Origin of the sequence: Mesorhizobium sp. XAP4 (assembly GCF_029269325.1) — a bacterium.
Taxonomy (GTDB): Bacteria; Pseudomonadota; Alphaproteobacteria; order Rhizobiales; family Rhizobiaceae; genus Mesorhizobium; species Mesorhizobium ciceri.
The window spans coordinates 19,091-41,104 of sequence record NZ_JARIXW010000011.1; the positions used below are offsets into that span (position 1 = coordinate 19,091).

At 58.8% G+C, this 22,014-nt stretch carries 20 protein-coding genes and 2 pseudogenes; all 22 read right to left on the reverse strand.

Annotation, left to right across the window (positions count from 1 at the left end; all coding sequences use genetic code 11):
- Positions 1 to 47: 47 nt before the first annotated feature.
- Positions 48 to 485 (reverse strand): DUF269 domain-containing protein, encoded by a 438-nt coding sequence (locus tag P3C39_RS31035; protein WP_126104992.1) that lies wholly within the window; start codon positions 483 to 485, stop codon positions 48 to 50.
- Positions 486 to 809: 324 nt separating this feature from the next.
- Complete coding sequence (locus P3C39_RS31040; RefSeq protein WP_275954921.1) at positions 810 to 1,967, reverse strand: TlpA disulfide reductase family protein; 1,158 nt, start codon at positions 1,965 to 1,967, stop codon at positions 810 to 812.
- 599 nt (positions 1,968 to 2,566) lie between these two features.
- Positions 2,567 to 3,580 carry a 1-aminocyclopropane-1-carboxylate deaminase gene (locus P3C39_RS31045; RefSeq protein ID WP_024505903.1) on the reverse strand — a complete coding sequence of 338 codons (1,014 nt, stop codon included), beginning with the start codon at positions 3,578 to 3,580 and terminating at the stop codon, positions 2,567 to 2,569.
- Positions 3,581 to 3,973: 393 nt separating this feature from the next.
- Positions 3,974 to 4,279: an exopolysaccharide production repressor protein gene (locus P3C39_RS32965; RefSeq protein WP_346016463.1), complete on the reverse strand. Its 306-nt coding sequence runs from the start codon at positions 4,277 to 4,279 to the stop codon at positions 3,974 to 3,976.
- A pseudogene (gene fdxB, locus P3C39_RS31055) lies at positions 4,251 to 4,567 on the reverse strand (ferredoxin III, nif-specific). The gene P3C39_RS32965 and the pseudogene fdxB overlap by 29 nt, the downstream one beginning before the upstream one ends.
- Positions 4,564 to 4,722: a CCE_0567 family metalloprotein gene (locus P3C39_RS31060; RefSeq protein WP_224571204.1), complete on the reverse strand. Its 159-nt coding sequence runs from the start codon at positions 4,720 to 4,722 to the stop codon at positions 4,564 to 4,566. The pseudogene fdxB and the gene P3C39_RS31060 overlap by 4 nt, the downstream one beginning before the upstream one ends.
- 90 nt (positions 4,723 to 4,812) lie before the next feature.
- Positions 4,813 to 5,256: a DUF269 domain-containing protein gene (locus tag P3C39_RS31065; protein ID WP_245454719.1), complete on the reverse strand. Its 444-nt coding sequence runs from the start codon at positions 5,254 to 5,256 to the stop codon at positions 4,813 to 4,815.
- Between the two features lie 320 nt (positions 5,257 to 5,576).
- On the reverse strand, positions 5,577 to 6,722 hold the full coding sequence (locus tag P3C39_RS31070; RefSeq protein WP_127318854.1) for a TlpA disulfide reductase family protein: 1,146 nt from the start codon (positions 6,720 to 6,722) through the stop codon (positions 5,577 to 5,579).
- 272 nt (positions 6,723 to 6,994) lie between these two features.
- A complete protein-coding gene (locus tag P3C39_RS31075) occupies positions 6,995 to 7,372 on the reverse strand; it encodes a hypothetical protein (protein WP_024505270.1) in 378 nt (125 codons plus the stop codon).
- 13 nt (positions 7,373 to 7,385) lie between these two features.
- Positions 7,386 to 8,684, reverse strand: coding sequence for a SidA/IucD/PvdA family monooxygenase (locus P3C39_RS31080; protein WP_275954924.1), 1,299 nt, complete (start codon positions 8,682 to 8,684; stop codon positions 7,386 to 7,388).
- Between the two features lie 842 nt (positions 8,685 to 9,526).
- Positions 9,527 to 10,399 (reverse strand): universal stress protein, encoded by an 873-nt coding sequence (locus P3C39_RS31085; protein ID WP_063169369.1) that lies wholly within the window; start codon positions 10,397 to 10,399, stop codon positions 9,527 to 9,529.
- Between the two features lie 95 nt (positions 10,400 to 10,494).
- Positions 10,495 to 11,199: a response regulator transcription factor gene (locus tag P3C39_RS31090; protein WP_275954925.1), complete on the reverse strand. Its 705-nt coding sequence runs from the start codon at positions 11,197 to 11,199 to the stop codon at positions 10,495 to 10,497.
- Positions 11,200 to 11,306: 107 nt separating this feature from the next.
- Positions 11,307 to 11,786, reverse strand: coding sequence for a NifX-associated nitrogen fixation protein (locus P3C39_RS31095; RefSeq protein ID WP_024505267.1), 480 nt, complete (start codon positions 11,784 to 11,786; stop codon positions 11,307 to 11,309).
- A 16-nt stretch (positions 11,787 to 11,802) separates the two neighbouring features.
- Positions 11,803 to 12,300 (reverse strand): nitrogen fixation protein NifX, encoded by a 498-nt coding sequence (gene nifX / locus P3C39_RS31100; RefSeq protein WP_126097324.1) that lies wholly within the window; start codon positions 12,298 to 12,300, stop codon positions 11,803 to 11,805.
- Positions 12,297 to 13,649, reverse strand: a complete 1,353-nt coding sequence (gene nifN, locus P3C39_RS31105; RefSeq protein ID WP_275954929.1) for a nitrogenase iron-molybdenum cofactor biosynthesis protein NifN — start codon at positions 13,647 to 13,649, stop codon at positions 12,297 to 12,299. The genes nifX and nifN overlap by 4 nt, the downstream gene beginning before the upstream one ends.
- A gap of 8 nt (positions 13,650 to 13,657) precedes the next feature.
- Positions 13,658 to 15,133, reverse strand: coding sequence for a nitrogenase iron-molybdenum cofactor biosynthesis protein NifE (gene nifE / locus P3C39_RS31110; protein ID WP_095489376.1), 1,476 nt, complete (start codon positions 15,131 to 15,133; stop codon positions 13,658 to 13,660).
- A 61-nt stretch (positions 15,134 to 15,194) separates the two neighbouring features.
- Positions 15,195 to 16,736, reverse strand: a complete 1,542-nt coding sequence (gene nifK, locus P3C39_RS31115; RefSeq protein ID WP_275954930.1) for a nitrogenase molybdenum-iron protein subunit beta — start codon at positions 16,734 to 16,736, stop codon at positions 15,195 to 15,197.
- A gap of 129 nt (positions 16,737 to 16,865) precedes the next feature.
- Complete coding sequence (nifD, locus tag P3C39_RS31120; RefSeq protein WP_024505262.1) at positions 16,866 to 18,368, reverse strand: nitrogenase molybdenum-iron protein alpha chain; 1,503 nt, start codon at positions 18,366 to 18,368, stop codon at positions 16,866 to 16,868.
- Between the two features lie 87 nt (positions 18,369 to 18,455).
- The gene (nifH, locus tag P3C39_RS31125) at positions 18,456 to 19,349 is read right to left on the reverse strand and encodes a nitrogenase iron protein (protein WP_024505261.1); all 894 of its coding nucleotides are present in this window, start codon (positions 19,347 to 19,349) and stop codon (positions 18,456 to 18,458) included.
- A 1,097-nt stretch (positions 19,350 to 20,446) separates the two neighbouring features.
- Positions 20,447 to 20,637, reverse strand: a pseudogene (locus P3C39_RS31130) (7-carboxy-7-deazaguanine synthase QueE); the annotation flags it as partial.
- Positions 20,638 to 20,799: 162 nt separating this feature from the next.
- Positions 20,800 to 21,552, reverse strand: coding sequence for a carbonic anhydrase (locus P3C39_RS31135; RefSeq protein WP_275954932.1), 753 nt, complete (start codon positions 21,550 to 21,552; stop codon positions 20,800 to 20,802).
- Between the two features lies 1 nt (position 21,553).
- Entirely contained in the window at positions 21,554 to 21,814 is a 261-nt protein-coding gene (locus P3C39_RS31140) for a hypothetical protein (protein WP_275954933.1), read from the reverse strand.
- Positions 21,815 to 22,014 lie beyond the last annotated feature (200 nt).

Here is a 22,014-nt window from a genome sequence, read left to right on the forward strand (position 1 = left end):
TAGATCCTTCCTGGAACAATGGTTTTGTTGATGCGCTCCATCTCGGGCTAGGCTTCAATGGCTGCAGTCGCATCGTCGACCAGTTTCGTACCGGCCTCAGCAAGTTTGCGGAAAGTCTCGAAGCCGAACCGGTGGACGTCTCGACAGAACGCCCAACCGCTGGAAGCCCGCAGGGGCTTCATTCCAATTATTGGCGACGTCGACACGCCGGAGCGCTCCTCGATCGCAAGCGCTACGGCGGTGTAAAACATGTCGAGCCTCCACAGCGCGTCAGGATCGGGATCGCCGCCAAAGGGTACCGCACGTTGCTGTTGCTTGGTGATGATGAACTCGGCCAGCAGCTCGGCATCCGAATGGCCTTCCCATAAGCCGAAGGAATCCTGAGTACGAATGAGCCGCAGGAGGCATTTGACGAACGGGGAAGCAAGGGCCTCGTCGTCATTGTTGACAGCAGGGCCAACCGGAGGAATTTCGTTGTTCGTCATTTCAGTCTTCGTCTTCGAGGTACGATTTCCTTTTCCTGCGATGCCCACTCCGGGTCCGCTTGCGGGGCCGACGAATGGCTTGGGCGGGCCAACCCCAAGAGTGCCCCGTGGCCGACCTCGACATGTCCACGAGTGCGAGACCTGCGGCGCGAATTCGCGGCGCACATCGTCTGCGCCGCGATCCGACCGGTGGTCAACGCAATTGAAATCCAACCTGCCGCAAGCCGCCGCCCTGCTGCATCGACATACTTGCTGCGAAGAGAGCTTCGATGGGCGGATTGGCCAGTGTTCAATTCCAATTGTCAGTCCCTTCGCGATTCTTGCTCAGGAAGTGACTGCGTTTTGAGTTTCGGGTGCCTTCTTTTGCGGAGCCACACAAAAATCCGCGTGACAGGCAGGCTCACCCGTGTAGTTGGCCAGTGCTTCGAGCAATGGGGTAAGATAGTACTGTTTGGTGTGGTCCGGAATTGGTCCCAGCCGGTCCACCGATTTCAGTGCCACCTCGATCAACTCGATTGCGCGATCTTTGTTGCCGCTCTCGTAATAATACTGAGCTACCGGGAGGTACCGGAGGTATTTAAACGGGCCATCGCCGTTCGGGGGATTGAGTGCCAGTATCTGTTCCGAGAGCTCGTTGCCCATCGCAAAGCGCTCCGCGCGCGGAAGATGGGAATTGTCCATCGTGGGATCGAAGAGTTGGTTGAGGGCCAAGGCCATCCACGACACCGCGTCGGACGTTTTGTCGATCGCGTCCTCGACCAATTCTCGCATGACCGGCATGCCGGTCTTGATGTCGCGCAGCTTGTGAAGCAGAAGATCCGCATGAATCTGCCGGAACTCACAAGAGTCTGGCATCAAGGCGAGGCCTTCTTCGATGGCCAAGAGCGCCGCCGTCCAATTCTCGGCCTGCATCGCCGGCTCAAGTTTGGCGTATATCGGCCCGGTAAGCGACATTTCGCGCGCTGCAAGTTGGTTATGCGCAATGCGCTTTGCATCGGCGGCTTTCGCTTCATAGCTGCTGCGCCAGCTGCCGTTAAGGACTTTCGGCAAAACGTCATCGAGTTCCGCCGGGTGGCCGATAAAAGCGATGTGGCCGTCGCGGTCGACCACGAACGAGGTGGGAATCCCAATCGAAGAGCTGGGATCCATCCAGAGCTTGTTCATTTCGCCAATGTAATCGAACCCGATACGATAATTCAGATTCGGGAACTTCTCGGTCAGCCAGGCATCCACGTTGGTCCGCGCCTCGTCTGCGGTAGGACCCTGTTCGCAGGCGGCAACTCCGACCGCCTCAAATCCGCTGCCTTCATATTTCTCCTGCAGTTCGATCAAATGGGGCATGGCGTCGACACATGGTCCGCACCAAGTCGCCCAAAACTCAACGAGGTAGACCTTGCCGGGCCGAAAGTTCGTGAGGGGCTCGCCACGCAGCCAGTTCTCCACTTTGATCGCAGGAGCCGGGGACCCCATACGCAGTTCCATCTTGGTGTCCAAAGTCATTCCACACCTTTCGTCTCTTTTGTCGCGGAATATTTTCCAGTCAAAATCGGACACGGTCTCGAGGGCATCGCTCCCTCTGGCTTGCTTCAGCGAAGCTCTCACCGTGTTGCCGCACATCAAGCTGCAACGGAGGTGCCAATTCCCTCAGCTCCGGTAAGCGGCGGGAAATGCTTTGAAATTCTCCACGAGCCCAAATGCGGCCGATTGTCGTGAACCCGACATGTCTTCTGCCGCTGTCGGGTTTCGCCCTATCACTCTTGAGAGCTTGGACGGTTCGCCTGTGATTAGACTGGCCTCGGTCCTCGAGCAGTGGCAGTTTGGCGCCAGTTCGAAAGCGCGAACTCGCCGGCTTGGTCCTCGTGCCGCCACCGCCGCGTGTGGATTCTTGCCCCGGAGTCAAAATTCGCCTCGCGGTTGCCAACGGCGGCATGCGCTCAATGCGCGTGGCGTTGAGCCCCGACAGCACGTAATGGTACCAATTAGTGGATGCCCGTCGCTGCCTCCACTTCTCCAGCCAAGCGCTCGAACGACGCTACCTACCCACGTTCGAGCGCGACCGCGGAATCGCAGACTGCCGAACGTCAGCCGTTGCGAAAGGTGTAGCCGTACCCGTTGATCGCCGGCGCGCCGCCTAGATGTGCGTAGAGGACCCTCGATCCCTGTGGAAAGAAGCCCCTCTGGACGAGGTCGATCATCCCTTGCATCGATTTGCCCTCGTAAACGGGGTCCGTAATCATGCCCTCGAGCCGCGCGCACAAACGGATTGCCTCTTTGGTTTCCTCCGATGGAACGCCATAACCCGGGTACGCGTAGTCCATGAACAACACCACGTCTGCCTCGACAATTTCCGCTCCGAGGTGGACGAGCTTCGCTGTATTTTGGGCGATGCCAAGCACCTGCGCCTTGGTCTTGGCGGGCATGGCGGAGGCATCGATACCGATCACGTTGCGCTGTCGACCATCCTTGGCGAACCCGACGAGCATGCCGCCGTGGGTTGAACCAGTCACCGTACAGACGACGATATAGTCGAAGGCAAACCCAAGCTGCTCTTCCTGGGCACGCACCTCCTCAGCGAACCCCACATAGCCCAGGCCGCCGTATTTGTGGACAGAGGCGCCGGCAGGTATCGCATATGGCCTGCCGCCCCTTGCCTTGACTTCATAAAGTGCCTTTTCCCAGCTGCGGCGGATGCCGATGTCAAAGCCCTCGTCAACCAGGCGCACCTCTGCCCCCATGATGCGGCTCAAGAGGATATTGCCGACCCGGTCGTAGACAGCATCATCATGTGGGACCCAGCTCTCCTGGACCAGGAGGCATTTCATGCCGATCTTGGCGGCGACCGCAGCGACCATGCGCGTATGGTTGGACTGCACGCCACCGATTGTGACGAGCGTATCGGCATCTGACGCGATCGCGTCGGGCACAATGTATTCGAGCTTGCGCAGCTTGTTTCCGCCGAACGCGAGACCGGAGTTGCAGTCCTCGCGTTTGACGTAGATTTCCACCTTGTCGCCCAGATGCTTGCCGAGGCGGTCGAGCCTCTCGATCGGCGTGGGTCCAAAGGTGAGCGGATAACGTTCGAATTTTTCCAGCATGCTATCTCCAGCAAAAAAGTACCTGAACCGGCTACGCACCGGTCAGCCCAGGGGTATGTGTGATCAAAGACACCCGTCTTTCGAAGCGGGTGCAGAAGTCCGGTAGTGCAGCACCGAGTTTGTCATTGCGACAAGCACACCGCATCCAGCGTGCTGCGATGACTCTTATGTCCCTAATCGACCAACCACCCGCATCTCCCGGCCTAAGGACACCGAATGTGGTCGCGTGTTAGCCGAACACAGATTCCCTATACGATCAGCTCAGTCATCAGAGGGTGACCAAAATTGGTGTGGGTCTGAGCACTGATCCTGTCATCCGCGCATCAAAGCAGCAGCACATGCTGGGCATTCGACCAAGCCGGGACACAGCTGAAAATTGCATTCCGCAGTTGATCAGAGTGAGACGACTGGTACCCGAGCTTTCCTGTAACCATCGGCATGCTGGCCCCTGTGGCGAGTTCCACGAGCGCGGCTAGAGGACTGCCAGATCAGAAAGAGCACGCGGCCGAAGTAGCCGGCCTGAAGCAGCAGCGAACAGGCCAGCGTCGTGACGACTGCCACACGGAGCGAATCCAAAGCGAAGTAAACCATCGACGCATTGCTGCACAGGACCAGCCCCACGAGCCGACAAAAAGATGAAGTGCACGCCGCTCCCCTGGTTTTCGCCAGATCATGTTGCGAGCTCGTCGGCCGCAACATGCGTCTGGCAGTTCTTGGGGCAGACGCGGCCGCAGGCTCCGCAGCCTATGCAGCGGCCGGCATCATCGACAACCATGATCATGCGATTGAGCTTGCCGTCGAAATCGTCGTCCTCGTCATCGCAGGGGCCGAGGATTTCACCCGCATCATCAACGCCGTGAAGATGCATGACATCGCGCGAGCAGACCTTGAAACAACGGCAGCAGCCGATGCAGGTTTGCTATCGATGGAGGTCAGGTACGACGGCATCCAAATGGAGCCGTCACGGGTGGTGAATGTGCGCATCATCCTAAATTCTTCATTGAAGCGAGTTCTCTCTTGGCAACATCCAACTCGGCATAAACGGCTTGGGTTTTCTCGGCGACTTCCTGTATGTCGGCCCACTTGCCCGGCAGACCCTCGACGAGGTCCTGCAATGCCATCTTGGCAATAGCTGCACGCAACTGGAGCTTTCAGACTTTTTTCCTCATCCTATCTAGGTCTGACATAGATCCTTCCTGGAACAATGGTTTCTTGATGCGCTCCATCTCGGGCTAGGCTTCAATGGCTGCAGTCGCATCGTCGACCAGTTTCGTACCGGCCTCAGCAAGTTTGCGGAAAGTCTCGAAGCCGAACCGGTGGACGTCTCGACAGAACGCCCAACCGCCGGAAGCCCCCACGGGTTTCATTTCTATTGTCGGCGACGTCGACACGCCGGAGCGCTCCTCGATCGCAAGCGCTACGGCGGTGTAAAACATGTCGAGCCTCCACAGCGCGTCAGGATCGGGATCGCCGCCAAAGGGTACCGCACGTTGCTGTTGCTTGGTGATGATGAACTCGGCCAGCAGCTCGGCATCCGAATGGCCTTCCCATAAGCCGAAGGAATCCTGAGTACGAATGAGCCGCAGGAGGCATTTTACGAACGGGGAAGCAAGGGCCTCGTCGTCCTTGTGGACAGCAGGGCCAACCGGTTCATGAGGAATTTCGCTTTTCCCCAATTTCAGTACTCCTCTTGAAGGACGATCTCTTTTTCTGCGATGTGTGGTTCGGGCGCTTGCGTGGGCGGGGAATGGCTTGGGCGAGCCGATCCCACGCAACAGTGTCCCGTGGCCGACCTCGAGCACGTCCACCAGTGCGAGACCTTTCACCGCGGCGCGAACGCCTGCGCCGCGGTTCGACCCGAGGTAAACGCAATGGAAATTCCACCTGCCGCAAGCCGCGCACTTTTGCGGCATCGACGTTATTGCTGCGAAGTGCGCCTGGGCGGGCGGATTTGCCGGTGTTCAATTCCAATTGTCATGCCCTTCGCGATCCTTGCTCAGGAAGTGACAGCGTTTTGAGTTTCGGAAGTCTTGTTTTGCGGAGCCACACAGAGACCCGCGTGACAGGCAGGCTCACCCGTGTAGTTGGCCAGGGCTTGGAGCAACGAGGTGAGGTAGCGCTGTTTGGTTTGGTCCGGCGCTGGCTCCGAATGGTCCAGCGATTTGATTGCCACCTCGATCAACTCGATCGCCCGGTCCTTGTTGCCGCTCTCGTAATAATACTGAGCGACCGGAAAGTAACACCCGAATTTAAAGTCTCCATCGCCTTGCGGAGGATTAAGTTCCAGGATCTGTTCGGAGAGCTCCTTGCCCATCGCAAAGCGATCATCATGCGGAAGATGGGAGTTGTCGATCGTGGGATGGAAGAGTTGGTTCAGCGCCATCACCACCCAAGACATCGCTTCGAACTTTTTGTTGATCGCGTCCTCGACCAATTCGCGCATAAGCGGCAAGCCGGTTTTGATGTCGCGCAGCTTGTGAAGCAGAATATCCGCATGAACCCGCCGAAAATCAAAAGAGTCTGGCATCACGGCGAGGCCTTCTTCGATGGCCAATAGTGCCGCTGCCCAATCCTCGTCCTGCATCGCCGGCCCAAGTTTGGCGTATATCGGCTGACTCAGCGACGATTCGCGCACACGCGAGATTCGCTTTGCATCGACGGCTTTCGCTTCATAGCTGCTGCGCCAGCTGCCGTTAAGGACTTTCGGCAAAACGTCATCGAGAGGTGCCGGGTGGCCGATATAAGCGATGTGGCCGTCGCGGTCGACCACGAACGAGGTGGGAATCCCGAACGAAGAGCTGGGTTCCAGCCAGAGCTTTTTCATTTCGCCAGTGCAATCGAACGCTGTCCGATAATTCAGATTCGGGAACTTCTCGGTCAGCCAGGCATCCACGTTGGTCCGCGCTTCGTCCGCGGTTGCAGCCTTTTCGCAAGCTGCGACTCCGATAATCTCAAATCCGCTGTCTTTATATTTCTCCTGCAGTTCGATCAAATGGGGCATGGCGTGGACACATGGTCGGCACCAAGTCGCCCAAAATTCAACGAGGTAGACCTTGCCGGGCCGAAGGCTCGTGAGGGGCTCGCCACGCAGCCAGTTCTCCACTTTCAGCGCAGGAGCCGGGGACCCCATACGCAGTTCCATCTTGGTGTCCAAAGTCATTCCACACCTTTCGTCTCTTTTGTCGCGGAATATTTTCCAGTCAAAATCGGACACGGTCTCGAGGGCATTGCTCCCTCTCGCTTGCTTCAGCGAAGCTCTCACCGTGTTGCCGCACATCAAGCACGGCAAAGGGCATGCCAACCCTTCTTAGCTTCGGCAAGCGCCGGTACCGCCTTGAATAAGCGAGCCCTAACAGGGCCAGCTGACGTTAACCTGAATGTCGGCTTTCGACGGCTCACCTTAGCGGCTGCCGTTTAGGAAGGTGAGAGTTTGGCTGGCCCGCTGGCGATAAGACCGGCTTCGGCGTCCTGGAGTAGTCGCACTTCGGCGATGGGGTCGAAAGTGCGGGAGAGGCTCGGTACCCTTGCAGCCACCGCCGCATGTGGCCCGGCGTCATAATTCGCGTCGCGGTTGCCAACGGCGGCGTTGGGCTCGATCCACGTGGCGTTGAGCCCGACAGCACGTAAAGCTGCATCGTGATTGAATGCCCTTTGCTGTTTCACGCCAAGCAGGAGTCGCGCGACGCTACCTTGCTCAAGCGCGAGCAGAGCGATCTGACGCCGTAGGAATATTGCTCGTCCCGCTTTTGCCGCCAGAGGCGGAAATCTTTCCTGAATGCCACCGCCGATCATCAATATCGACGAATCATATCCCGCTGCCCATTTGTTCGACTCCGAGGTCGTGCCAGCACTCCGTCAAGGGACGGTTGATGAACCCTAGATGCTCGGGATTGGCGCATGGCGCGCGCCGCAGAAGGCTGTCAAGGATGCGGCGCGCTCGCCAGGCCAGCAGCCCAAAGTTCGGATCAGCCAGCCCGCGCTGTCCAAGGCAGGCGTTCTGAACGAAAAGGCGTCGGTCTCGCGGTCCGTCCCAGTACACCGAAAAATCCTCGCCGATGGCGAGCTCATTGCCGATCTGTTCGAGGCGATCTGCGATCGGTTCTAGGAAACCCGGCAGCGGTTTCTCGTACCCGGTGGCCAGGATGACGATATCGGCGGTTACTTCTCCGATGTTGTCCAAGCCGCGTTGCAGCGTGAGCCTGTGCCCTGCTCCGGCATTGATGCAGCGCGACACGTTGCAACTTGGCCGCAATGTGATCTCGCATTGGTGTGGCTCGAGAAAGGCGTGGTGGTAGAGCGCCTGATAGACCGCGCGCAACTTGCTTTCTGAAATGCCCTCGGAGGCAAGCGCGAAACGCCGCAGGAACAGCTGTCGATGCACCTCGCTCATCGCAGCAAAACGATCCGAGAAGCATGGCGTGAACAGCCCGTTTGTGAACGCGTGGTCGTCGAAAGGCATCTCGCGCGTCAAGACCCATGTGATCGCCGCGGGCCGCCGTTCTTTCGGCCGGCCGACAAGGTGCAGTAGCAGCTCGGCTCCCGACTGTCCGCCGCCAACAACGCAGACATGCTTTTTTTGCACCTCAGGATTGATGTGGGCCAACTCAGATGAGTGGAACAGGTTGGGTCCAGTCCAGCCATGAAACTGAGGCGGAATTTGCGCCTGCTTGCCTATGTCGATGACGAGGTTTCTTGCATCAAGGACCGCGTTGTCCGTCCGCACGCGAAACTCGCCGTCAAAGCGGATTTCGCGAACGGCCTCGCCGCCACGGACAAGCGGATTCTTCTGGAACGCCCAGTTGAGATATTGGGCGAACTCGGCTCTAAGCACCCCGTGAAATTGCGCATTGAGGAAATTGTAAAGACGCCCGTTCTCGTGGAGGTAGTTTACGAATGTGTAGGCTGATCGCGGATTGACCAGAGTAACCAGATCCTGGAAGTGGCCGACCTGGAGCTCCGCGCAATCGAAAGCGCTGCCTGGATGTCCTCGGAAATCGACCTCCCGGTCCAGGAACAGTGCCCCTTGCGCAATCTCTTCCTGTATCTGACACGCAAGGCTCAAATTAGATGGTCCAGCACCCACACCAATACAAAAGAGGTCCACTTATCCTTACTCCTCTAGGAGTGTTTTCCAACTCAGCGGCATGTTGACGTCGATCGCCGGGCATTGAGCAATGCGAACCTCACAAGCATGCTTGAGCCGCGGTCCCGACTGAGAGGACAGCAAAAGCGTGTGCCGCCTTCCAGGTCTTGGGCTCAAAGTCGGCGGCATCGACAGCGGCGCGGCGTGATCCGAACCCAAGAGCAGAAGGAAAGTGTGTGATGCTGTCGCGCGGCTCTTCCGGATCTTACGGCGGCTTCTAGCGCCGGCCTCCACCCCAGGAGTGGCTGTTTCCCTGCCACGACGGAAGCGGCTCTTTCTTTCGAGGGGCGTAACCATGGATAACGGCTCTTAATGCTTTCGGAGACTCCCATGCATGCGGCGTGCCGGATAAAGACCTGTCAAACCAACGAGTTCGCGCAGTTCCAGCTCGTCTGGAATCCGACATTGTCGCACGCCCGACGATCGGGCAGGGGAAGCTCCGCGGCAGCGGCCCTTGCACACCGCAGGCTGACAGGGACAGCCGCCGATTTGACGCGCGTCCGGGTACTGATAAGGGGCCTTCCAACAGGGTTCGCGCACGAGGCGGGGTCTCCTGGTACACCCGCCCTGTGGCTTGGCTGCGGTCTGCTGCAGCCGTTCGTCTTTACTGCCCGTTGCGGACGATCTCGCACGAGTTGGTTCACGAGAGCGTCGTGAAGCAGTCGAGGCGTCCGGTTTGGCTCTGACAAGCGTCGCAAGATGTTCGCGGATCCAGCCATGTCTCCGCAATCCGACCGGTAACCGACGACGACTTCGGACTGGTTGGCGGTCCTACGACCTGATCGGTGTTCCTACGGAGCTGATCAGCGAGCCAAAAACAGCGGCAATGTGGTCTTCCCAAAGCTCCAGCTCGGCGGACCGCCGAAAATCCGCTCACGCAGCCCACGGCTGCCATAAGCACCCATGACCATCATGTCAGCACAGATGTCGTTCGCGTGCTGGGTCAGCACTGTGCCCGCCGATTTGCCGGCGCTCTTAAGCAGGTCAACGGAGACCCGAGCACCGTGCCGAGTAAGATAGGCAGCGATGTCAGCTCCAGACTGCGCGCCTTTCCCGTTGTTTTGCGCCTTTGGATCGACCATAGCGACACAGACTTCCTTGGCAGCGGATAGGATACTAAGAGCTTCCCGAACCGCACGCGAGGCCTCTACACGCGAATCCCAGCCGACCAGCACGCGTCGAGGCGACAGCGTCGCCTTAACGCCCTTCGGCACGATGAGCACCGGCTTTCCGCTATCGAACAAGCAGCCGTTGACAACAGGAGGTCCGAGAGTCTCATCGTTGAGGAGGTCTCCTCCAACGATCGTCAGGTCAGCGCAGAGCGCCCGCTGTCGTGCCACTTCACCGAGGCTAGCCGGATCGCAATAGTCGGTGTCAACGTCACAGGAAAGCGACATAGCTTTCAGCCTTTTGAGGATATCCGCGGACCGTCTTTCCATTCTGGTCACGTCCTGTGAAAATTTCTCGATTTGCTGAAATCGATAGTTCGGTACTGCAATTGCCTGTGCACGTCCTGTATTCCATTCGGGGGGCGGAGACGACATCAAGAGCAATGGAGGCGGTATAATGAGTACCGATAGGTGCGCGCCGACCTCGGCACACAGTCCGGCAGCTGTTGTGAGGTCCTCATCAGAATGATCAGCACCCGTCACACTGAATATGCTTTTAAATTCCATTTGCCTGCTTCTCCTGGTCTTCGTTAGGAGCGCCTCAAAGCGGCAACACCGCTCTCAGGAGGAAGAGAGAGCGGCACCACGTTCGATCACCGATTTCAGTCGTCCGGCTGCTCGAGCGAGTAGCCGGCCGACCTGACGGTGCGAATGACGCTGCCGGGCAAGGCCGTTTTCAGCGCCCTCCTGATTCGGCTGATATGGACATCGACGGTGCGTGCACCGACATGAATGTTGGGCAGCCAGGCCGCCCCGATAAGCTCGTCCCGGCTGAAGACCTTGCCGGGGGCCTCAATCATAAGCCGCAGCACGTTGAAATCGATCCGTCCGAGATGGATGTCGTGGCCATTACCGCGAACCCGATGGGCATCGAGCTTCATCTCCAGGCCTCCACAACAAATCCAACTGTCGTTTTCAACCCCGTTCGGACCACGCTTGGTCAGCCCGAGCCTCGCCCGCAGGCAGTCGAGCAGCTTGGCCGGAGCCACCGGCCGCACAAAGCTCTCAACGCCTGCCTTCAAGAGATCGAGGTGCTGGTGCTCGGCGCCAGGCGCGATCAGGGCGATGATAGGCAGGTCGGTGGTGCGCGGTTCCCGCTTGAGGTGGGCGCAAATTGCGGACCCGTTTATGCTGGCTGGGTCGCAATCCAGCACTACGGCCTGAAGCTCCCGTTGTTCGGCCAAGGCCAGCGCAGCCTTCGCGCCGTCTGCCGTCTCACTGCTGAAACCGTCAACCTCCAGTATGTGGCTGTAGAGCAGATAGAACTCGGCATCTTGCGAGCAGATCAGGACCAGCGGCTTCTTCATCGGCGATACCCCAACAACCTGGTCGGCCTCGAGTCCCTGGGTCGAGGGGACTGGCCAACATAGTTTCTCGGGTCCGTCATGATGGCCTTTCTCGAAAATCGCGCCCATCATGCCAGCGCCACGTGGGGAAAGGTTTCGATGACTGAAATCGCATCGTCGACCAGCTTCGTACCGGCCGTGGCGAGCTTCAGGAGCGTCTCGAAGCCAAACCGGTGGACATCGCGCAGCGTTTTGGACAAAACGACCAGCCGTCCGGTCGTGAAAAGCACCCGACCAAAACCCTCATGGCTCACCTGGATCATCGGCGATGCCATAAGGCCGCAGCGCTCCTCGATCGCAAGCCCGATGGCGGCGTAGTACTTGTCGAGCCTCCACAGCACGTCGGGATCGGGATCTCCGATGATTGGGATCCCTCGGCGCTGTTCCTTGGTAATAATGAAGTCGCCCAGCAGCTCAGCGTCCGCTTTGCGTTCCCACGAGCCATAGGAATCCTGAGAACGGATCAGCCGCACGAGGCATTTGACGAACGGGGTGCAAAGAGCCGCCTCGTCTTCGGCGACAGCTGGGGGGATTGCGGGGTCAGGCATTGGCGTCCTCCTCTTTTCAGTCCTCGTCCTCGAAGGACGGTTTCTTTTCGGCAATGCCCGCTCGCGCCAGCACCTTGCGCAGCCAAGGCGGAGGACACGTCCTGAGCATCATCTGCGTGCGCAAGAGCACCTGTGGGATCGATTGGGGCTCCGCCACTTTGATCGGGTGGATTTTTGCCGCGACAAGCTTGGCTGCCGAAGGGCCGCCAATTGCCAGACAAAACAGGATCTGACAGCCCTTGAGCGCATCCACCTTTGGCGTGATGCGATCATCGCGCTCGGCCCGATGCTCCCCGCTTTCATCGGACACGTCATCGAAGGCCACGGCTTCTACGAGATTCCATTCCTCGCGCGTCACGTCGTAGACAGCAAAGCGCCTGGCCGACCCGAAATGGGCATTGAGGTCCTGCATGTCCTGAGTGGCGATCGCAACGCGCAATGCGCCCTTACGTCGTTCAGGCATCGGGGCGAAAACCTCATTACTGACCAGCGAGAGGCGGCGAACAGCGTTCATCGTGATATTTCTCGATTACGGAGTGGATCAAGCGCCTCAGGAGTGGGCGCGTGTTGGTTGGCCTGGAAGATGCTGGCGACCTCGAAGATCATGTCGCGGGTGCCCTGATAGAGAATTGCGAGCTTGTGCTGGCTGCCTAGTCGATCGAAGACCGGGAACCCGATGCGCATGAGCGGAATTCCGAGCCGCTCCGATGCTTGGCGCCCGTGCGAATGCGTGACAAGCAGGTCAGCACCGACGGCAAGACTTTCCAGATCGCCGAGATCGCCGATCTGAACCGAAACCGCCGGGACTTTCTTGAGAATTTTAGACCTGTCGGTCGTTGTGACGGCCGCGGCTATCTCGGAGCCGAGACCAGCAAAGAAGGTTGCAAGTTGGAACAGCTGGTCTGGTTCGGCAGCGATGGCAATTTTCTTGCCGCCGAAATGGAAATGTCCGTCGAGCATCGCGTCCTGCAATTGCGCCCGGCGCCTGCGCACGCGGGCCGGTACCGCCGCGCCCGAAATCGAAGACAGCAGCGACACGAAGCGGTCCGTGTCCTGCAGCCCAGTCAGTGACTGGAACAACACGTAAGGCACGCCGGTCAACCCGAGCAGCGCTTTCGCCGGGCGGCGCATGTGCTCACCGATGGCGATGCATCGCATGGCCGTACCCAACTCGCGAATGTCTTCGACGCTGGTGCCGCCGTATGTGGTCGCTACCCAGCGGTCAGGAACCGTACCGTCGAGCGAGCCTGAAATGTCGGGCAGAATAACCGGCTTGAGCCCAAAGCTTTCAACCATGTCCCGCATATGCTCGACGTCGGCGACAGAGAGGTTGCATCCGGGCAGGATTGCGATCTTCTTCGGGTGCCGCGCCCGTTCGCCCGAGCGCGTAATCCCTTCGATCATTGCGGTGACTGCCTTGGCCCAGCCCTCTTCGATCGCGCCGTCAAAATCCGGCGTGTTGGCCAGCACGACCTCCGTACCCGCAAGCTGTTGCGTGTGCTTCCGCTTGATGTTGGCAATATCACCCGCGCAATCTTCGCCACGCGTCTCCACCAGCGCGGTCGTGCACACCCCGATCAGCGTTGGCTTCGTGCGGTTCTTGAGGTTGAGGATCGCCTCTTCCAGATGGTCGGCTGCGCCGAGGATGGTCGCCACCTCATCCATCGCCGTAGTCTGCAAGGGAATCGCTTCTTTGAAGTGCCGCACGAAGAGAACGAGCGCAAAGCTTGTGCAGCCTTGGCTGCCGTGGAACAGCGGCATCGCACCGTCGACGCCAAGAAAGGCAAAGGCGGCACCCAGCGGCTGCGACGACTTCAGCGGGTTGACTGCCGCCGATTTGCTCTGGGGAAGGATGCGGGCCATCGGCCGCCTCAACACTCGTGTGCCGTCGCGCAGGCGAATTCATCAAACAGGTACGCGGTCTCGTTCCTCGTGCACGGCAATTCGCCTATCAGCTCAGGCTGGCAATCCCACGGGGCCGGCTGGCGCACCTGAGACCAGATCGGATTGTGAATGGCGAGGTCGATCTGGCGTACGAGTTCCACCATGCCGTCATAGCCGGCATAAGGATGCTGGCGCTCCTGGTTGATATCGAGCCAGGGCGTCTTGGCCTTGAGCGCAATGAATTGCGTGCGACCGCCCGACAGCATGATATCGGCCCTGTGTTCAGAGAGCATGGCGTACAGCTCGCTCGCAGCCATGGATTCGAACATGTGCTTGTCGTGCTTGAGAACTTGTTTGATGCGCTCCTTGTCCTGCACCGTAGATTTCTTGATCGAGGTGCCGACGATCTCGATTCCGATCTCCATCAGCGCATGGACAACCGACCAGGACTTCACACCGCCTGTGTTGAGCAGCACGCGCTTGCCTTGGAGCCTTTGCCGGTAGGATTCGAGTTTCTTCCACGCGATCGCCTCCTGCTGCGCGATCAGCGTCTCTGTGCGCTCGAGGATCTCCGGATCGGCGCCCTTCCTCACCAGCAGCCTGACAAGGTTTCGAAGAGCTTGCGATGTGTCGGAGATGCCATAGAAGGAGCCCTCGAAGAACGGGATGTCCCAGCGCTCCTCCATCTTGCGGGCAAGACTGATCAGCGCGGTCGAGCACACCATCATTGCCGCCCGGGCGCGGTGCGCGGAAGCAATGTCGCGGTAACGCGCATCGCCAGGAATGCAGGCGCGCACCCGGATCCCGAGCCGATCGAGGAGCGGCTTTACAAGCCAGAATTCGCCCGAGAGGTTGAATTCGCCAAGGATGTTGATGTCGTAGGGTCCGGGGTCGTCGGGTTCGACCGTGCCGATGACATGATCGAGCAACGCCTCGGCGGCGAGCTTATTGCCGAGGTTCTTGGAGCCTGCCAGGCCAGGCGCATTGATCGGCACCACGGCCAAACCGAACTTTTCCGTGGCGCGTTTGCACACGGCCTCGATGTCGTCACCGATCAGCGCCGTTACGCAAGTCGAGTAGACGAAGATCGCCGGCGGCGCGTATGTGTGCTTGATCTCGCGGATCGCCTTGAAGAGTTTCCGCTCGCCCTGCCCCATCACAAGGTCGAGTTCGGTGAGGTCGGTCGTGAAGCTTGTCCGCCACAAGGTCGGCCCTGACGAAACCGCACCACGGTTGTCCCAAGAATTGCCCTCGCAGGCGAGCGGCGCATGGACCAGATGCGCAACGTCGGTGATCGGCTGCAGGACGATCTTGGCTCCGTCAAAGGCGCAGCCGCCGGCTGCCGCCCCTGGTGTCAGCGACTTCGAGCAGCCCTCCTTGCGCGCCTTGGCATCTTTGCCACGGTTCTTATCGCAGGCGGGCTCATCGAAGGCGTCCTTGATTTTGGCGCTGAGGGAGGACATTGCTCAGCCTCCCCAGTCCATTGGGCAAGGAATGGCTTCGGCGAAAAGCCGGCCACGGCTCTTAGCGCGTGAGGTCATAGGAATAATCCGTCACACCCGTCTTGCTCGTCTCGCGATCGAGTTTGTCGAAGATCTTGTCGAGGATCGTCGTCAGCACGCGCAACGCTCCCTGGTAGCCAAAGAGCGCAAAGCGGTGATGATGGTGCCGATCGAAGATCGGAAACATCAGCCGGATCAGCGGTGTTCCGGTGTCGCGCTCCAGGTACTTGCCGTAGGAATTGCCGATCAAAAGGTCCACCGGCTCGGTAAAGAGCAGTGAGCGCAGCGCCCACAGGTCCTTGCCCGCCCAAACCTGGGCAGCCTTGCCGAAAGGCGAGGATGCTAGCAGCTTCTTCAAATCGGCTTCCCATGCCGAGGTGCCATTGGTGGCGAGGCAATGGGTTGGCTCGCCGCCGGTCTCCATGACAAAGCGGGCCATTGCGTGAACGAAGTCGGGATCACCGTAGATGGCGTATTTCTTACCATGCAACCAGGATTGGCTGTCCGCCATGGCGTCTACCAGTCGGCCGCGCTCGAGGCGAATTGCCTCGGGAATCTCCTTGCCGGAAATCGCCGCGACCTCCATCAGGAATTCGTCCGTCGCCTGAACGCCGAGCGGATAGTGGAACGAGGCCGTCGCCTGCCCGACCTCCTCGCAATAGCCCAGTGTCTTTCGGGTGTTGTGATGCTGCAGCGAAAGCGTTGCCTCGGCGTTGAGGGCCTTCTTCACCTCGTTGATCTTCGTGCCCCCGTCATACATGCGGTATTCACCGTCCGAAGGCGTATCGAACTGGTCAGAGGCATCCTGGATCAATGTATAGGACACGCCCATTACATCGAGCAGGCGCTTGAGCTCCCGGTTGTTGCCGACGCAGAAGCCGTCGAAGCCCGGAATGATGTTGATGGTTCCTTCGATTTGCGTACGCTCCTGACCTTTCCAGAAGTGCTCCAAAATGCCTTTGACCATGTTGTCATAGCCGTCGACATGACTGCCAACGAAGGCCGGGGTGTGGGCAAAGGGCACGTCGAAGTCGCGCGGGACTGAATCTTCGTCCTTGGCGTTCTGGATGAAGCTGTGCAGGTCGTCGCCAATGACCTCTGCCATACAGGTCGTCGACACGGCAATCATCTTGGGGTCGTAGAGCTGGTAGGTGTTGGCGAGCCCGTCGACCATGTTCTTCAGGCCGCCAAACACCGCCGCATCCTCGGTCATTGAGGAGGAGACCGCCGCGGCAGGCTCCTTGAAATGGCGCGACAGGTGCGAGCGGTAATAGGCGACGCAACCTTGGCTGCCGTGGACGAAGGACATGGTTCGCTCGAAGCCGGCGGCAGCGAATACCGCACCTAGCGGCTGGCAGGCCTTGGCCGGGTTCACGACAAGCGCTTTGCGGGCGAGGTTCTTTTCGCGGTATTCCCACGTCTGGGTGAAATCGCGCTGATCGGAAACGATTTCATCGGGGTGCGGACATTCGAAGTTTAGCTTCTTCTCAGCGAGCATCTTTCTGTATTCCGGCTCGCGGAACAGGGGAGCGTGATCGAGAATTTTTTCAGCCGACTGCGGCATGATGATTACCTCTTTTGCATCTGGCTGCGCGGGACGGCAGCTCAGGACGTCAAGACGTTCCAGGCTCCGGCGGATCAGAGGCCGCGGGAGTTCACCGTCTCAGTGGGAGACTGGGGCTGAAGCAAATGTTTATTCGGCAGCCATCGCCCGCTCATCGCCCCGGCTTCTTTTCCAAGGCGCGTGGAATAGGTCCCAGACCGGGTTGTTAATGGCGAGATCCACATCACGTGCGAAAATGGCAAAGCCATCGTAGCCGTGATACGGGCCTGAATAATCCCAGGAATGCATCTGGCGGAACGGTATGCCCATCTTCTGCACCGGGTATTTTTCTTTGATTCCCGAGCCGACCAGATTTGGGCGAATCCCTTCGATGAACTTCTCCAACTCATAGCCGGTCACGTCATCGTAGATCAGCGTGCCGTTCTTCACGTAGTGGCCGGTGCGCTGATAGTCGTCGCTGTGGGCGAATTCATAGCCGGTGCCCACGATGACCATGCCGAGGTCCTCGTAGGCCGTGACGACGTGGCGGGGGCGCAGGCCGCCGACATAGAGCATCACGGTATTTCCTTCCAGGCGCGACAGGTACTTGGCGATGACCGCATCAACAAGCGGCCTGTACTTGGCAATGACCTTTTCGGTCTTCTCCTCGATTTCCGGCCCAAAATGCTTGGCTATGTTGCGCAGAGAGGCTTCGATCTGGGAGGGACCGAAGAAATTGTACTCCATCCAGGCGACGCCATACTTTTCCTCCATATGCCGACAGATGTAATTCATCGACCGGTAGCAGTGGATAAGATTGAGCTTAGCCTTCGGGGCGCGCTCGATCTCTGCGAGTGTGGCGTCACCCGACCAGTTGCCAACCACGCGCAGCCCTATCTCCTCAAGCAGTATGCGCGAGGCCCAGGCATCGCCGCCGATATTGTAGTCGCCGATGACGTTGACGTCGTAGGGGCCGGCCTCGAACTTGACATCCTTTTTGTCGAAGACCCAATCCCGGATTGCATCATTGGCGATGTGGTGGCCAAGCGACTGCGAGACGCCGCGGAAGCCCTCGCAGCGTACCGGCACGATCGTCTTGTCATACTCCTTGGTCTTTTTGCGAGAAACGGCCTCGGTGTCATCGCCAATCAGGCCGATAGGGCATTCGGACTGCACGGTGATGCCGTTGTTGAGCGGAAACAAGACTTCAATCTCGTCAATGATCTGTTCCAGCTTCTTGTCGCCGCCGAAGACGATGTCCTTCTCCTGGAAATCGGAGGTGAACTGCATTGTCCCGAACGTGTCGACGCCCGTTGTACCGACGTAGTAGTTGCGGCGCTGCGACCAAGAATATTGGCCGCAGCCGACCGGGCCGTGCGAGATATGGACCATATCCTTGACTGGCCCCCACACCACGCCTTTCGAACCAGCATATGCACAGCCGCGAATCGTCATCACCCCGGGAATGGACTTGATGTTCGATTTGACGTCGCATTCGGAAAGGACCTCGCTTTCCCCGCCAGCCTCGTTGCCGCTCTTTGCGACGTTGAGGTGCTTCTTGCGGCGCTTCGCCGCCTTGTCGGGATAATGCGACAGCACCTCTTCGATAAGCTTCGCATGAAGAGCACCGTCATTCTCGTATTCCCGGCTCATGAGTCCCCCTTTCAAGGTTGGGTGACGCCTCAAAGAATAGGCGCCGTTCTCTGCAAGGCGCGCCGATTCATGGCAGCGCTAATGTCACTACTGGGCCGCCGCCTTCGCCGCTTCCTTGGAGTGAAGCTCGGCAAGCATCTGCTCGTCGGTCTTCATGATGCCGAAGTCGAGCAGCATCTCCTCCAGCTCCTCCATGGTGATCGGCGTCGGGATCGTACCCTGGCCCGAATTGGCGTGGATCTTCTCGGCCAGAGCGCGGTATTCCCCTGCCTGCTTTGAGTCCGGCGCGTACTGGATCACCGACATCTTCCTGAGTTCGGCATGTTGGACGATGTTGTCGCGGGGCACGAAGTGGATGAGCTTGGAATTCAATCGGCCAGCCAGTGCTTCGGCCAGATCGAGTTCGCGGTCGGTTTGACGTTCATTGCAGATCAGCCCGCCCAGCCGCACACCGCCCGAATGGGCATATTTGAGGATGCCCTTGGCGATGTTGTTGGCGGCATAGAGCGCCATCATCTCGCCGGACATGACGATATAGATCTCCTGGGCCTTGCCTTCGCGGATCGGCATGGCGAAGCCGCCGCATACCACGTCGCCGAGGACGTCATAGGAGACATAATCGACATCGTCATAAGCGCCATTCTCCTCGAGGAAATTGATCGAGGTGATGACGCCGCGGCCGGCGCAACCGACACCCGGCTCGGGGCCGCCGGACTCCACGCACTTGATGCCTCTGTAGCCCACCTTGAGCACGTCCTGGAGTTCGAGGTCTTCCACCGAACCTTCCTGTGCGGCGAGATCCAGGACGGTATCCTGAGCTTTCGAATTCAGGATCAAGCGTGTGGAATCGGCTTTGGGGTCGCATCCTACGATGAGGATTCTCTGCCCGAGGTCGACAAGGGCAGCGAGCGTATTTTGGGACGTGGTGGACTTGCCGATGCCGCCTTTTCCGTAAAAGGCGATCTGACGCAGACCTGACATAATAGCTTTCCTTCCTTCGTTCTAATCATCGCGACTGCCCGCGACACAAGTGCCGATAGGCAGCTCGTGCCGCCTCACACCAAGCATCGCAAAAAGCGTACCAGCGTGATCGGCCGATCCCAGAAGAAACTTTGTCATTAAATTCCAGCCGCTTAGACGGCGGCAAAACGCGCGAACGGGCCTTTCAGGCGTCTGTCACGGACACGACAAAGCCGACACAGATTGTCGTGCGCCATCCACACCGCCGTGTGTCGAGCTCGAAGCGGGAGAATGGGGAAGTTAGCCCAAAGCTGATGGCGAGACCATCGGAAGACATCGGCTCTTGTCTTTCCAGCCTGCCATTGATCGGGCGGTCGCTGGATGAGCAGGAGCCTGGGGCTTGACCGCGGCGCGGGTAGTTCAGGCAGGCTTACAGAGCGGGAACGCCGGCGGCCGATAGACATCCGCGCTTAACCTTTCATAGCCCGTCTACAAGTTGGTTCCGCCGACGCGCTATATGGAAGCCAAATAATTCAGTAGCTTAGCCGAGAGCATTGATTTTTTCAGAAAGATACGTGTTATACGCGTATGAACCGCCGAACCCATGGTCGGCGCCCTCATGCGCGTGAGACCCCGTTGTGGGCGAGGCTCGCGACTGGCTGCACGATCCTAGCCGGCCTGCTTGCCATTGAGTTTGGTCCCGCCGCGGTAGGCTGCGGCATCAAGGGCAACATCAGCTACAACACTGGCAAGAAGATTATCACGTTCTTGGACAGGAATCTTACTGGGAGACACGCATCAACCTATTGAAGGGCGAGCGGTGGTTTTGTTCAGAGGAAGCTGCACGAAAGGCGGGCGGGCGGGCTTCGAGAGGTTAGTGTCGCGGCAGCTTGCAGATCTGCCCACGGGGCCGCCACGATCGCAAAGTGTGTACAAAAGCGCCCTCTCTGCCGAACTGAACAGTGCTCACGGCCATAGCCTCGGATGAGCCCGACTGGCTTGACCTCTGCATGATGAGAGCAGCTTTTACACCAGGTGCGCAGCACATGTCTTTAACGAACGCATCGTCTTCAAGAATATAGAGAGCAATTCGGAAAACCGAGTAGTTGGCGGCGAAGCTAGGAGAAGGTATACACCACCCTCTTGTTACCCCAGAGTAGAACGTGCAGCTGCGGCAAGACGCGGGCTTCGAACCACCTGTCGCTGGTCACCTTTTCGACCAGCGATTCCATGCGCATCATATTCCGTCGGACTCGACAGAGACGTCTTCATTACCACGGCGGGGCGGCGTGTGATTGCCGGGTTGCAGACCTCGCCGCGACGTCTTTGGGACGAGTGGTGTCGGCACCGAATCCCTATCATTTAGACTAGCCAGCTTGGGGAGCGCCGTCAGACCGCCAGACCGGAAGAGGAGGCTTCGCGCCAACTTGTGCCAAGAATGTTGGACCGTGCGGAACCGCTGGGGCGGCGCTCAACTCTGGCGCAGGATGAAGCGTCGATTGGGTGAATGAATAGGGCGCGCGTTCGACGGGTAGAGTGAGGCAAATCGCTGGATGTCTGCCGGATCAACGTCAACCGGTTCCATCGCCACCATCCACTCGACGTTTTCGGTGCACGGCGGCGTCGTCAGTGAGCCCTCATAAGTCCAATAGCCAAGCGAGGCTGGCAGAAGCCAGTTGGGATTCACCTCGTCGATCGTCACCTCCCCATTCGGCAGTTCGGGAAAGGCCGCAGCAAGGGCAGCAAAGCTGGCATTTGTCACGCCGGGCGTTAAAAAGACGCCCAGCACGCCCAGAGTACCACTTTGCGTGTCCTTGTGAACGAAATGCACCTCCATCGGGAAGCTCTTGCCCGCCACGTGATGTTCGCTTGGCGCATGGAAATGGAACTGTACCAGTTCGTAGACACGATCGCCGCGGGTCAGCGTGCTGCCTTGTGGCATATTGATTTGAATGGTGTGGCCGTTGTTCACCATATTGCCGCCGCCCTTGTGCCAGCCGATGGCGATATGCGGGATATCCGCCTTGACCGCGCTGTTGATATTGATCGGCGATTGCTGCGTGCCGGCAGAGCATACGAAATTTTCCTTATCCAGATCAGCCCAGTGCTCCGGTCCGACCGGACCGGTGTACCCCCAATGGGCACTGGTCGCTTGGGCGGCTTGAACGCAAATCCGGCATGCGCCGAGCGCAACCAACCCTTTGATCAGGTGACGACGATACATATTACTTTTGCTCCTCTTGCGAACTGATGTTGGTGGCTGCCCTAATGGACGCGTGATGGCCAATCGGCGCGGCCAGTATTGTCCTTTGCAACTGATAGATGCCCGCATGCCTTGGCGTGCTTTCATAAGTGCGGCTGCCGTTTCTCGGCTGGCCGGCTTCTGCAGCCCGCAAGGGGGGCAGTTTCAACCAGCTAAACGATAAAAAAATTTGAGCAGACCAGCGCTTGACCCCCGCCGCAAAGGCACAGGCGAAGGTGATCACTGCGCGGCTGCCGTTCGCGCCGGAGGCCGCATCGCTATACTTTACACTCGCTGCCCAAGGAGACGCAGGCGACCCCAATACGTTTTCATCGCTACTCCCGACGCAGCCGACGACGCCACGAAAACGTTGCTATATTTCACGTTGGGCCAGTGAGGAAATCGATCTTCTTTATGGAAGGCATTTGCGCAATGGATGCATTC